This window comes from Acetobacter fallax, assembly GCF_011516735.1.
Lineage (GTDB): Bacteria > Pseudomonadota > Alphaproteobacteria > Acetobacterales > Acetobacteraceae > Acetobacter > Acetobacter fallax.
In genome coordinates this window covers 19,908-33,136 of the sequence record NZ_WOSX01000036.1, presented here as the reverse complement: position 1 = coordinate 33,136, position 13,229 = coordinate 19,908, and the positions used below count along the sequence as shown (strand labels likewise).

12 protein-coding genes are annotated in these 13,229 nt (G+C 60.4%); 9 read left to right on the top strand and 3 right to left on the bottom strand.

The features are described from left to right. On the top strand, nucleotides 1–422 hold a 422-nt coding region (locus GOB85_RS14665; RefSeq protein WP_173578232.1), incomplete at its 5' end, for an integrase core domain-containing protein. A gap of 342 nt (nucleotides 423–764) precedes the next feature. Here GOB85_RS14665 and GOB85_RS14660 read toward each other — a convergent pair. Together GOB85_RS14660 and GOB85_RS14655 are read right to left on the bottom strand one after the other, a co-directional pair. Next, nucleotides 765–2,135: an NAD-dependent succinate-semialdehyde dehydrogenase gene (locus GOB85_RS14660; RefSeq protein ID WP_173578231.1), complete on the bottom strand. Its 1,371-nt coding sequence runs from the start codon at nucleotides 2,133–2,135 to the stop codon at nucleotides 765–767. A 16-nt stretch (nucleotides 2,136–2,151) separates the two neighbouring features. Beyond that, nucleotides 2,152–3,276: an alkene reductase gene (locus tag GOB85_RS14655; protein WP_053324188.1), complete on the bottom strand. Its 1,125-nt coding sequence runs from the start codon at nucleotides 3,274–3,276 to the stop codon at nucleotides 2,152–2,154. Between the two features lie 115 nt (nucleotides 3,277–3,391). Here GOB85_RS14655 and GOB85_RS14650 point away from each other — a divergent pair, with 115 nt between their 5' ends. From GOB85_RS14650 to GOB85_RS14620, 7 genes are all read left to right on the top strand, one after another. Then, nucleotides 3,392–3,754 carry a winged helix-turn-helix transcriptional regulator gene (locus GOB85_RS14650; protein WP_010510588.1) on the top strand — a complete coding sequence of 121 codons (363 nt, stop codon included), beginning with the start codon at nucleotides 3,392–3,394 and terminating at the stop codon, nucleotides 3,752–3,754. Nucleotides 3,755–3,998: 244 nt separating this feature from the next. Then, nucleotides 3,999–5,966: an ATP-dependent nuclease gene (locus tag GOB85_RS14645; RefSeq protein ID WP_173578230.1), complete on the top strand. Its 1,968-nt coding sequence runs from the start codon at nucleotides 3,999–4,001 to the stop codon at nucleotides 5,964–5,966. Beyond that, complete coding sequence (locus GOB85_RS14640) at nucleotides 5,963–7,816, top strand: UvrD-helicase domain-containing protein (RefSeq protein WP_173578229.1); 1,854 nt, start codon at nucleotides 5,963–5,965, stop codon at nucleotides 7,814–7,816. Before GOB85_RS14645 ends, GOB85_RS14640 begins: the two co-directional genes overlap by 4 nt. 278 nt (nucleotides 7,817–8,094) lie before the next feature. Further along, nucleotides 8,095–9,291: a hypothetical protein gene (locus tag GOB85_RS14635; RefSeq protein ID WP_034931909.1), complete on the top strand. Its 1,197-nt coding sequence runs from the start codon at nucleotides 8,095–8,097 to the stop codon at nucleotides 9,289–9,291. A gap of 83 nt (nucleotides 9,292–9,374) precedes the next feature. Beyond that, the gene (locus GOB85_RS14630; RefSeq protein WP_010517909.1) at nucleotides 9,375–9,815 is read left to right on the top strand and encodes a hypothetical protein; all 441 of its coding nucleotides are present in this window, start codon (nucleotides 9,375–9,377) and stop codon (nucleotides 9,813–9,815) included. Beyond that, entirely contained in the window at nucleotides 9,802–10,848 is a 1,047-nt protein-coding gene (locus tag GOB85_RS14625) for a DUF7146 domain-containing protein (protein ID WP_034931912.1), read from the top strand. The genes GOB85_RS14630 and GOB85_RS14625 overlap by 14 nt, the downstream gene beginning before the upstream one ends. Nucleotides 10,849–11,170: 322 nt before the next feature. Then, nucleotides 11,171–12,100, top strand: coding sequence for a DUF2493 domain-containing protein (locus GOB85_RS14620; protein ID WP_010517906.1), 930 nt, complete (start codon nucleotides 11,171–11,173; stop codon nucleotides 12,098–12,100). 9 nt (nucleotides 12,101–12,109) lie between these two features. Here the strand turns inward: GOB85_RS14620 and GOB85_RS14615 are convergent, their stop codons facing one another. After that, nucleotides 12,110–12,319 (bottom strand): hypothetical protein, encoded by a 210-nt coding sequence (locus GOB85_RS14615; protein WP_010517904.1) that lies wholly within the window; start codon nucleotides 12,317–12,319, stop codon nucleotides 12,110–12,112. A gap of 88 nt (nucleotides 12,320–12,407) precedes the next feature. On the opposite strand from GOB85_RS14615, the gene GOB85_RS14610 reads away from it, so the two are divergent. Further along, nucleotides 12,408–13,037 (top strand): hypothetical protein, encoded by a 630-nt coding sequence (locus GOB85_RS14610; protein WP_408737080.1) that lies wholly within the window; start codon nucleotides 12,408–12,410, stop codon nucleotides 13,035–13,037. The last annotated feature ends 192 nt before the right edge of the window (nucleotides 13,038–13,229 follow it).

Below are 13,229 nucleotides of genomic sequence, written 5' to 3'. Positions count from 1 at the left end.
CGATGGACGTGGAGTTCTGTATCGAGGCGCTACAGGATGCCCTCATGCGCTATGGCGCCCCGGACATTTTCAATACTGACCAGGGGTCGCAATTTACGACACCCCGTTTCAGCGGGATACTGGAAGAGCGTCAGATCCGCATCAGCATGGATGGGCGCGGTCGCTGGCTGGACAACGTGTTCATCGAGCGCCTGTGGCGGTCGCTGAAATACGAATGCGTCTACCTGTACGCGTTCGAGACCGGATCAGAGCTGAGGGCCGGGCTTGGCAGATGGATCGCCCATTATAACGAAAGGCGTCCGCATACGGCGCTGGCTGGACGAACGCCCGATGAGGCGTATCATAACGTGCCGACGCCATCTGGTCCGGGGTTAACCCCGGACCAGATGGCCAACAGCAACGCCGTCAGAAGGGCGGCATAACAACAACCGGGTATAGCTTATCAAGCCCGCAAAACTGTCCGAACGGACGGGACCACCTCTGCCAGCGTTTCTTGAAATCCCATTATCAAGAGTTGGGTTGAGTGCGTGAGGCTATAGGTCCGAAAGCGGGGCGCACAGCCGTGTCTGGCTGCTCGATTGCATTTATAACGACCGGTTCCGCCTAGTTCCGGTCATTCGATGACTAATCGTGCGGTTGCCAAAGCAGGCATATACCATTTCTTCGTATCACTTGAGCCGTAGGTGGCATTTAACTTGATGAGTAGCACACCTCTGCCCCGGACAGGATTTTATCCGGGACAGAAAGCAGCGTTCGCCTAATCTTCAGGCAACGCGGATCAGCTTACGGTTGATAAACTCCTCAATGCCGAGGAAGGACAGTTCGCGGCCAAAGCCAGAGTTCTTGATCCCGCCAAACGGCAGTTCAGGGGCCGCAGCCGTGGCCGTGTTGATGAACATCATGCCGGTCTCGACCGCTTCGGCCACCCGTTCCGCCCGGCCAAGGTCACGCGAGAACACGGCCCCGCCGAGGCCATAAGGAGAATCATTGGCCAGTTCGATGGCTTCGTGTTCCGATGCGATCTTATGCACGACGGCAACGGGACCGAAAATCTCCTGATAGAAGACCGGATTGTCCTTTGACACGTTGGTCAGGATAGTCGGCTCCATAAAGAAACCCTTGCGCTCCATCCGCTTGCCCCCGGCCACCAACGTTGCGCCTGCCTTGACCGCTTCGTCAGTCTGCGCCAGTGCGGTGTCGAGTGCCTTCCTGCTGCTCATCGGGCCATGGGTGGTACCCTCAGCCAGCGGATCGCCAATGCGGAACTGCGTGATCGCGGTTTTCAGACCCGCGAGGAAGGCGTCGTAGACCTTCTCATGCACGATCATCCGTTTGGCCGCCGTGCAGACCTGCCCGTTATTGGCAAACCGGCCCCATGTCGCCCACTTCACGGCAAGTTCAAGATCCGCGTCATCCAGCACGATGAACGCGTCGCTACCGCCAAGTTCCATCGTGCCCTTCTTCAGCGCCGCACCCGCTTCGGCCGCGACCGTCTGGCCCGCGCGTTCGCTGCCCGTCAGGGCGACGCCACGGATGCGGAAATCCTTGATCAGTTCGGCGGACTGATCGTTGTCGAGGAAGATGTTGGTATAGACACCAGCAGGCGCGCCCGCCTCGTGGAACAGCTTTTCAAAGGCCAGCGCACATTGCGGCACGTTGGGCGCGTGCTTGGCGATGACCACATTGCCTGCCATCAGGTTCGGCCCCGCCACGCGGGCAAGCTGGTAATAGGGGAAGTTCCAAGGCTCGATGCAGTAGATTACGCCAAGCGGCTGGTTGATGATCTTTGCATGGCCTTCCTTGACCTTCAGGGGCGTGGGAGCGAGAAATTTCTCCGCGCCCTCGGCATAGTAGGAGAGGATGTCGGCCGTGATGTCGATTTCTTCCAGCGCGTCAGGCAGCGCCTTACCCATTTCGGTCGCGATCAGGCGTGCATGTGTCATGCGGTCACGGCGAAGCAGGTTGGCAGCCTTTGACATGATGACCTTGCGGGCTGCGATGTCGCGCTTCTTCCAGTCGGTCTTCCACACATGGTCCGCGCGATCGATAATCGCCTTCATCTGCGCGGCAGTATGCAGTTCAAACGTGCGTTCCACGGTTTCCGTTGTCGGGTTGAGGGTCTGGTAAAAACTCATTGGTCCGTTTCCCTGTTTATTGATTATGGAAAGGGTAGTCGGTGTAGCCGTGCGCGCCGCCGCCATACATCGTCGTCGGGTCCAGCGAGTTGAGTGGCCAGCCATGTTTCAGCCGCGTGGGCAGGTCCGGATTGGCGATGAACTTGCGCCCGAAGCCGATCATGTCCGCCCAGTCATGCGCCAGCACATGCTGTGCCTTGTGCAGGTCGTAACGGCCCGCGCACAGGATGCGGCCGCCGAAGATGTCGCGCACGCTGGCGCGGAAGGCGTCCGGCATTTCAGGCGCATTGTCCCAGTCAGCCTCGGCGAGCGAGACATAGGCGATGCCCGCGTCCGCCAGCACGCGCACGGCCGCCGTATAGGTTTCCGCTGGATTGTCCTCCAGCAGGCCAAGATACACGCGCTCTTCCGTAGTCGTGCCGAACAGCGGGGAAAACCGCACGCCCAGTCTGTCGGGGGTGACGACGGCGGAAACGGCCTCTACCACCTCGCGCAGGAAGCGCAGGCGGTTGGACAGGCTGCCGCCATAGGCATCGGTGCGGAAATTGGCCCGTTCGGAGATGAACTGGTTGATCAGGTAGCCATTGGCGGCGTGGATTTCGACGCCATCGAAACCGGCTGACAGGGCGTTGCGGGCTGCCTGTGCGTACAGCTCCACCAGTTCATGGATTTCGGGGATGGAAAGTGCGCGCGGCACGTCGGGTGGGACCAGTTTTCCCGTGCCCGATCCCATGGGGATGAACACGTTTACGCCTGTTGCCGCGACGGCGGACGGGGCGATCGGCGCCTCATGACCGGGCTGCAATGCGCGGTGAGAGACACGACCCACATGCCATAACTGCGCAAAGATGGGCCGCCGCTTTGCGTGTACCGCATCGGTGACCAGTTTCCAGCCTGCGACCTGTTCGGGTGAATAGATGCCCGGTGTCCAGGCATAGCCCTGCCCGCGAGGTTCGATCTGCGTGCCTTCGGTAATCAGGAAACCCGCCTGCGTGCGCTGCGCGTAATACTCGGCCATCAGCGCGTTGGGAATATCGCCGGGCTGGGTGCTGCGGCAGCGTGTCAGTGGTGGCAGGAAGATCCGGTTTTCCAGCGACAGGTCGCCCAGTCGCACAGGTTCGAATAAAGAAGATGAAGACATGATCAACCCTGTTTACAAATGCAGGCCATCTGTCCGGCCCGCATGTAAACATTGACCCAGCCTGCGGTGTGCGCAAGAACGCACATAAACCGCCACTAGTGTCAGGAATGATACCATGCCCCGCATTCGTCACACCACGCTGGCCTGTAGCCCCGGTTGCACGGTGGAAGCCACGCTGGAACTGTTTGGCGGGAAGTGGAAGGCGTTGATCCTGTATCACCTGTTCGAGGACGGAGTGCTGCGGTTCGGCGAACTGCGCCGTCGCCTTCCCAACGTCACGCAGCGGATGCTGACCAATCAGTTGCGCGAACTCGAGGCAGACGGACTGGTGTCACGCACCGTTTTTCCCGAGGTGCCACCGCATGTGGACTACGCCCTGACCGAGCTGGGAAAGACGCTGAAGCCAGTTATTCAGGCGCTCAAGAAGTGGGGGGATCGGTATGCGCATTCTGTCCAGCGGAACACAGCTGCTGATTGAGATTGACGGCGAAGCGTTATGGACAATTCCTGCAGCAATCTGCCTGTCGGCATAGCAGAAGCAGAGCGGACAGGCAGCAGTCGCCTCTTCTCGAACATACAGCTGCCCATATCACTTTCTGCATAGCAGACATTACTAGTGCAAACACCCGTTATTACTTTGGGCCGAATGCGATATGTCATGTCTGGATTAGACGATAAAATAAACAGTTATTGGCAGCTACCGATCGTACCGGGGGGGATCTATGAAAATTGAGCAGTTGACTATCCGCAACTTTAGGTGCTTTGGGCCAGTAGGAGTGACGCTCACCTTCGAAGATGCTGTTACGGCCTTTGTCGGCAACAACGGTTCTGGCAAGACGGCGATTTTCGCTGCCATCCAAAAAGCCTTCGGCACATCGACCATCCAACGGACGATCCGGAAATCCGACTTCCATGTGCCCAAGGAAGACGAGGAACTCCGGTCGGAAACCCTTATGGTCATCGATTGCTTGCTTGGCTTCCCCGAGTTGGAAGAGGACGATGCGGATACGGATGCAATCCCCGAAGTCTTCAATCAGATGGCCACGAGCGGAGAAGATGAGCCGCTGAAAGTGCGTATGCGCCTCGAAGCGAAGTGGATCGACGACGGCACGCCCGAAGGAACAATAGAGGAGGCGTTCCGATGGGTGCGCGCAACGGACGACCATTTCGCATGGGACGAGTGCCAGGCGGTACAAGCCGTCGAGCGAAACTTCATCCAGCTCATATATGTCCCCGCCAATCGCAACGCAGCCGATCAGGTCACGAACCTACTCAAAGGACGTCTGTGGCGCGCCGCGAAATGGTCTCAGGAGATGATTGAACAGGCAGAGACGTCGGCGAGCGCACTTCAAGACAAATTTGATGCCGAAGATGTCACGGAGTTTATTCTGGAACGGCTCAAAACCCGATGGTCGGAAGTGTACACGGGAGACACGGACACGACCCCGAAGCTCAGACTGGTCGAGACCAGGCTTGAAGAGCTCGTTCGGCGCGCGGAGTTTGTCTTCTTTCCGGACGAGGCAGCGCGGGAGCGCCGCCTCGAAGATCTCAGCGATGGACAACGCTCTCTTTTCCACATCGCACTGACTGCAGCAACACTCGAAATCGAACGCGATGCTTTACAGGAGGTTCCAGCGAGCAGCGTGTTCGATCAGGAGAAACTCCGCCGAACTTTTCTAACGATCCTTGCGATCGAAGAGCCGGAAAACTCCCTCTCGCCGTTCTTTCTATCCCGGATCATGCGTCAGGCACGCGACATCGGCGGTGCTGCCGATGCGCAGGTGATTCTCTCCAGTCACAGCGCCAGCATTCTTAGCCGGGTAGAACCCGAAGAAGTGCGATACGCTCGCCTAAACACCGAGACCCGCGAGTCTTCGGTGAAGCTCCTTACCCTTCCAGAAGAAGGCACCGAAGCTCGTAGGTATGTGCGTTTGGCCGTGCGTGCTTATCCCGAACTATACTTTGCACGGTTCGTTGTGCTGGCTGAGGGCGAATCGGAGGCGATCGTGCTTCCCGCTATTGCTGAGGCGTGGGATTTCCCGCTCGATCGCTCATTCGTTCCAATCGTGCCTTTGGCAGGACGGTTCGTCGCTCATTTCTGGCGTCTCCTATCGGATATCAAAATCCCCTATGCCACCCTGCTTGATCTTGATGCTGGACGGCAGCACGGAGGTGCGAGGACCGTGCAGTACGTCGTTAAGCAGCTTGCCGTTATCGGCAACGACCTCAGCACCAACAAACTCGTTGTGGACGAGGAAATCGATCTAGATGCGATTGACGAGATCGACGACCAAGAGCTCATAGACCAAGACCAACTCCATCCGTGGCTCGAGGCGCTGAGCCGAGAAGGCGTGTTCTTTTCATCCCCGCTCGATATCGATTTTTCGATGCTGGGGATGTTCCCAGACGTTTACCAGAAGCCGAGACCAGGCGGCCATGGCCCCAAAAAGAGTGCGAAGGCGCTCGAGGAGAAGAAGAATGTCACGCTGAAGACCAAAGGCGATCCCGATCTCTACGACGACGGGTGGGACGATAGCTTCATCTGGTATCCGTATCTGTTCCTGAGCGAGAGTAAGCCCGAAGCGCACCTCCGCGCCTTGAGCGAAATCGAGCCGAAAGACCTTAAAAAGGATGCTCCAGAAGAACTGAAGAAGCTCATCGCTTACGTTAAGCATACAGTTATCCCATGAGTCTCGTTCGTCCGGAAGACTGGGTGCCCCAAGGCATAGAGGAACTCGAAGACCGCGCCTGGGAGGCACTTCGGGAAACTGACCGCAGTGTATGCGTCACTGCCGGAGCAGGTGCCGGCAAGACAGAGTTTCTTGCGCAAAAAGCGTCCTACCTCCTACAGACCGGACTCTGTCTTGCGCCCAAACGAATCCTTGCGATAAGCTTCAAGCGCGATGCCGCGGAGACGCTTTCGGCCCGCGTGCGGAAACGGTGTCCAGAGGGACAAGCACGGCGGTTTGTGTCCCTAACATTCGATGCTTTTGCCAAAGGGCTTGTCGATCAGTTTCGAATGGCAGTACCAGTCCAATACAGACCGCCAGCAAACTATGAGATCGCCTTTCCGACCAACGATGCGTTAAACGACTTTCTGATGCGCGCCGGAATTCACAACATCAATGCTCAGCAACTCGCGCGCATTATCGCACACGTCCGGATCGGCGACGCTGACCAAGGCGCGCCAGCTAACCTTCAGGCCATATTCGACGAATATTGGAATGATCAGTTGCATGGGCGACCGACCGCTTATCTGACGTTTCCGATGATAAATCGTCTCGCAGAGTATCTCGTACGCGCCAACCGCCGTATCCACGCCGCGATCCGGATGACTTACCCTGTCATTTTCCTCGATGAGTTCCAGGACACGCAGCGCGCTCAGTTCGAGCTGCTCACCTCCGCCTTTGACAAAGACCACAACACATTTACCGCGGTCGGAGACGACAAGCAGCGTATCATGGGCTGGGCGGGCGCTATGCCGAACGGCTTCGAGGTGTACACGCAGCAGTTCGATGCAAGACCCATATCGCTGCTCTTGAACTGGCGCTCGCATACCGATCTCGTGGCGATCCAGCATATCGTCGCGCAAAGCATCGACCCCAATGTAGAGCATGCGGTTGCACGCGGGGAAAAGACGGTCGATGGACATGTCTGCGCGATTTGGGATTTCGGAAGCGAAGAAGAAGAAATCGAAGGCCTAGCAGGCTGGATAGCCGAGCAGGTCGGTGACGGTATTCCGGCACATGAACTGGCAGTCCTTGTGCGGAACCGCCCCGAACGTTTGGAGAAAGAATTAGGCCCGGCTCTTGCCGAACTCGGCGTCCCTCTTCGAAACGTCGCACGGAACGTCGGCTCGATCGCGATCCAAGACTTGCTCGCCGAAGAGCTATCCGAGCTTCTCCTTCCGCTGCTGAGGCTTGGGGCAGAAAAAAGAAACCCCGCGGCATGGTCGTTGGCTCAAGAGCAGCTACGAAGGCTGGAGGCGATATCTCTTGACGACGACCTCGGACTCCAACGATCGGCGGCTCGTACCGAAGCTCTGGTAAAATCGATCAGGGCCTACATTACCTCGCATGATCCGCGTGCTGCCAACGCAGTGGGGGCTGTCGCTCTCCTAATCGAGGAAATAGGCGAGGCGGTCATAAGGCGCGTGACACCGTCATACACACGCAATGCCGACTTCGCTCGCGTGGTGGAAGGTTTCGAACTCCTGCTGTCCGAGTGCCTTGGCGACGCCGACAGTTGGAGCCAAGCGCTCGACCGCTTCGAAGGGCGTAACCAGGTGCCGTTGATGACCATCCACAAGAGTAAAGGAATGGAGTTCCATACGGTCGTCTTCTTCGGCCTTGATAGTAACAGCTGGTGGAGCCTAACTCCTAACAAAATGGAGGAGATGAACTCGTTCTTTGTGGCACTCACGCGCGCAAAACAGCGCGCGTTCTTCACCAACTGCAGAGATCGCGGCGGCAGGATTAACTGGCTGGAAAGTCTGCTTGGTGCGCACGTGCCTCGTATCGCGAGCGAGGATATCGCCTAAGCGCGACAAACATCTTCTCATCATGTCCGCGGCCCATTGCGAGATGGACGGCAAATCCCCAACCCGGCAGCTTTTTGCTTACCGCGCGCGTTACCCGACAGTCTGCTCTCCCCCCATCGCAGTCATGATTTCCGGTAGGTGAAGAGAGCGCCGTGTTCCGGGATGAGGGGTTGGGTGTTTCTGCGGTCGGATGGGATCCCGCGTGGGAAGTGGTGATCAGAGGAAGAGGGTGGCTTCGCCTTCTGTGCCGAATAACCGGCATAAGAGGAGAGTCTCCCATGACCACCATCCTGTCCCCCGCGTCCCGTGGTGCCACTTCCGGCGGCTTCCGTATCGACCCGTCGCGAGGCGAACGGAGTGCCCGCGTCTCGTCCGAATGGTTTTCCCGCCCCGATGATGAGCGCTACCTGTCCCTGTCCGACCTGCATGCGGCCACGCTCACCCGTGCCGAGCGCGCCACCGCCCGCACGGTGGAAAGCCGCGCCATCCGCGTGGAAGCATCCCGCGACAATGCCGAGCGCCTGACCCTGACCGTACCGGGACAGCAGGAGCCGATTGTCCCCACACACTGGTCGTTCGGCCAGATGTCCAGTTTGGTCGGCGCGCCATCATCCTATCTGCGCAACCTTCCGGCTCCACTGGCAGCGATCAATCTCCAGCACGGCCTGCTGTCACACCGGGCCGAACTGGTGAAAACACTGGAGACCGAGGACGGCCGCGTCGAGCTACGCGCGGTCACCAGCCCCGATTACGGCCGCATCTGGGACCATGAACTGGTCGGCGCGGTGCGCAAAATCGCTGGCGACGGCACAGGGGATACCAACTGGAAGGTACCCGGCGTCATTGACTGGGCAACCATGACCCATAATCCGTACGTGGACATCACGAAGGAGACGACGACGCTCTACGCATCAGATCGCGATGTGTTTCTGTTCCTCGTGGACGATACACACCCGATTGAGGCCGGACGCCTGCCCAATGGTGACCCCGATCTCTATTTCCGGGGCTTCTATGCGTGGAACAGCGAGGTAGGCAGCAAGAGCCTCGGCATTGCCTCGTTCTATCTGCGCGGGGTGTGTCAAAACCGCATGCTCTGGGGCGTAGAAAATTTCGAACAGATCACGATCCGGCATAGCAAGTTTGCGGCCTCTCGCTTCGTGCATCAGGCGACCCCGGCGCTACGGAATTTCGCCACGGCCAGCCCGGCCTCGTTTGTCTCCGGCATTCAGGCATCCCGGCAGGCACTGGTCGCGAAAACAGACGAGGATCGGGAAAGTTTCCTGCGCCGTCGCGGGTTCTCGAAACCGGAAACGGCGAAGATTATCGAAACCGTGCTGCACGAAGAGGGCCGCAAGCCCGAGAGCGTATTTGATTTCGTGCAGGGGATTACCGCACTGGCGCGGACGAAAGCCAATCAGGACACGCGGCTGGATCTGGAAGAAAAGGCCCGCAGGCTGATGGAACGGGCTTCCTGAAAGCCGCTTTTCTTTATTTCCGCCAATACGTTTTTACAAGCCCGGCCCCTGCGCCGGGCTTTTTCGTTCCGGGAGTTTTTCCGATGGCTGATTTCTTCACGCATTTTTCCTGCGTGCTCGACGTGGGTACCGTGGACAATGCCGCAAAGGCGCTCGACCTCTACAATGAATTCATCGACGAACTGGCGGCGGAAGATCCACCGTCTGACGGTTTCATTCTGTCGATCGTGCCTGAATATGGCGGCACGAAACTCTGGATGCACGACGAGACAACCGGAGATCCGCAGCAGGTGGTGGAATTCGTGCTACGCTGCGCACGAGCATTCCGGTTGCGGGGCCGATGGGGATTCCAGTGGGCCAATAGCTGTTCACGTCCCAGGATCGGCGCCTTCGGTGGCGGTGCGCATCTGCTTGACCTTGGCAGGCGCAGGACGATTACATGGATGACCACCGATCGCTGGCTGGCGATTGCTCTGGACGGAGGTAATCCCGACACAGGAGGGCAGGGCGATGGCGGGGCATGATGCAGGCGATCTCGCCCGCCGTCTGGCGGAGAACGCGGAGGCGGTATGCCGTCGGTATCTGTCCGCCGGTCGCCGTCACGGCAATTACTGGCTGGTCGGCGATGTGCGCAACACGCCCGGTCGGTCGCTGTTTGTCCGGCTACATGACACCGCGAACGGCAGGGCCGGTAAGTGGACCGATGCGCAGTCCGCCGAACATGGCGATCTGCTGGATGTGATCCGCGAAAGCCTTGGTCTGCAGGATTTCCGCGACGTGGTCGACGAGGCGCGCGCCTTCCTCAGCCTGCCTCGCCCTGACCCGGTGCCGCCGTCACAGGACCGGCCTGCCCGTGAGCGTGGTTCCGCCAGTTCTTCCGAAGCGGCGCGACGGCTCTGGGCCATGTCCGGGCCGATCGCGGGTACGCAAGTAGAAGCGTATCTTCGCAGACGCGACCTTACGCTTTTGCACGGAACCGGAGCCCTGCGCTTCCATCCGCGCTGCTTTTACCGCCCCGACGAGGACAGTCCGACCGAGACCTGGCCCGCCATGATCGCCGCCGTCACCGATCTCGACGGCACGCTGACCGGGGTTCATCGCACCTGGCTGGCGGCGGACGGGCGTGGCAAGGCCCCGGTCGATCATCCGCGCCGTGCCCTGGGCGGACTGCTCGGCCATGCCGTGCGCTTCGGGGTGGCATCCGACGTGCTCGCTGCCGGAGAAGGCATCGAGACGGTGCTGTCGCTCCGTCAGGTTCTGCCCGATCTGCCGCTGGCCGCCTGCCTGTCCTCGGCGCATCTCGCTGCCCTGATTTTTCCGCCGCCGCTGCGCCGTCTTTACGTCCTGCGCGATGACGACCCGGCCGGGGATCAGGCGCTGGCGACGCTCGACGCGCGGGCCACGGAAGCCGGGATCGAACTGATCGGCCTGTCACCGCGTCTGGCGGATTTCAACGACGATCTCCGTGCCCTGGGACGCGGCGCGCTGCGGGCGATCCTGCATCCGCAACTCGCTCCCTCGGACGTGGCGCGGTTTCTGGAGAGCATTGGCACCTGAGCAGGCCGGGAAAGGGAGGTGAGGTTCATCATCTTTCCCGTATGGTGCGGGGCTGTCCTGTATCCGGATGGGGCGCGCCCTGGGTCTTTCAAGTGGGGAGCGGGCGTCAGCCGGGCCGGGCCTTCAATGGCGGGGCCGGCTATTTTCCGTCGCGCCCCTTTGGGGGCGCTTTACATCGCGAAGCAAAATAGCCGACCCCCTGCCATCCTTCGCTGCGCTGCGGCCGCGCGCGAGCGCGCGGTTCCGTCCCGTCCCTGGTCTGCCGCTATCCGCCCCCGGAAAGGCCGCGAAGGGCGCGGCCGGTATCCCGGAGGACAGCCCCATGACCCGCGTGACAGACGATTTCGAACCCGCCCATGCCGCATCTCCGACCGCCCATGTGCTGGCGGAACTCCAGATGTATGGCTACCGTCCCTTCGAGGACGAGCCCGATCCAAGGCCGCTGCCCGAAGCTCCTCGTATCGGGGGTGCCGTCGCCGACATCTTCGACGCCATCGCTGCGACCCTGACCGAAACGCGGCTGGAGCCTGACCTCGAAACCCTGCTCTGGTCCACGGTCAACATCTTCCACCGCATGGTCGGCCAGGTCGAACGCGAGCTTGACCGCAACGAGCAGGCGCAGAAGAACAGTCAGAAAGAACAGGACGGCAGCGAGATCCGCTCGGTGGAACTGGAGCGGCTGATCGCCGAAGGGCTGACCCTGATCGAGCGCCGCAACGCCTACGAGATCTTCCGAGACGAGGCGCAGGAGCAGTTCGAGCGCCTGACGATGAGCGCGTGGCGTCCGAAGGTCGGTTCGCTGGTCTCCCGTCGCACCATGACGGCGTCGATGATCGACAGCCGCGACTTTCTCAACGCCCGCCGCAAGGCCGAGGGCGAATTGCTGGTCCCGCCCGGCCCCAGGGTCGTCGTGACCGGCGGTCTCGATTTCGACGACCATATCCTGATCTGGGACCGGCTCGACAAGGTCCGGGCCAAGCATCCCGACATGGTGCTGCTGCACGGAGGCTCGCCCAAGGGCGCCGAATTCGTTGCGTCACGCTGGGCCGATCATCGCGACATCGTGCAGATCGCCTTCAAGCCGGACTGGTCCAGGCACCGCAAGGCAGCGCCCTTCCGCCGCAACGACGCCATGCTCGACACAATGCCGATCGGCGTCATCGTCTTCCCCGGAACCGGCATCCAGGAGAATCTGGCCGATAAGGCGAAGAAGCTCGGTATCCCGGTCCTGCGGTTCGGGGGCGGTGCGTGAGCACCGTCTTCAGTCCGGGTCGCCCGCAACCGCGATCCTGGCGGCACGGGCATAGAAGGCCAGTTCGGTATCACCGGGAACCAGCAGGTCGAGCAGGCCTTTCATGTCCTGCATGTCCGAATAGGATTGAAACGGCCCTGGTTGCCGTTCGATCGCCAGCACTGCAATGGCGAGTGCTTTTTTGACCAGATGCAGTTCCCGTCCCCTGATTTCCGCCATGAGATTGTCTCCCTGAACAGCCCCACGATGCACGTTCTTGTGCCGGACGCCAGCATGATTTTCATTCCGTCGACAGACCATTTTCGCTATGATGGGGGTTGCGCCGTGGTGGTGGTGGCAGGCGCGACCGTCAGATCATGTCATCTTCACGGGAGCCGCCACCATGGTGATCTTCGCATCGTTCCTGATCGTCGCCGGCATTGGATTTTTCTGCTGGCTCATCTTCACGCTCGCGGTCTTCGCCTTGCCGTTTGCCGGCGGGCTGTATGCCGGGCTCTGGGCGTTCCATACCGGCGCCGGAGTGATCGGCGCCCTGATCGTCGGCGTCATGGCGGGCATTGCGACCTTCATGGTCGGCCAGATCGCACTTGCCTGCACCCCGTGGATCTGGCTGCGAGGGCTGATCGTCCTGCTCTATACCGTGCCCGCCATCATTGCCGGTTATAGCGCCACGCACGGTCTCGCCCAGATGATGATGCCGTCCGCTGTCTGGCAGCTCTTCTTTTCGGTGATCGGCGCGATCGCGGTCGGCATCACCGCGTTCGTCCACTTTACCGGCATGGCCCCGCCCGAACGAACCGACCAACGGGAGCATCGCGCGGGTCTGACGGTCGGTACGGCAGCCCGTGAGTGGGCCTGGATCAGGCATCGGCCTGTCTGCCTTCGTCATCGAGAGGCGGGGAACGAGGAACGGCGAAGCGCGGATGCAACGCTCTGACCCTGATACGGCTCGCCTGTTGAAGGATCCGGACTGGCGCTCTGACTGCCCGCAGGCCGATCGCAACGGGGAAAGCCGGGCAGGTCCTGCGAGGCGCTGTCCCGGAACGGGCCGGTTCGATTGGCTGGTATGGTGGGAGGATGACGCCGTCATTCTGGTTGCCGCCGGATCTCGTGTGCTGTGCGGGTCGCC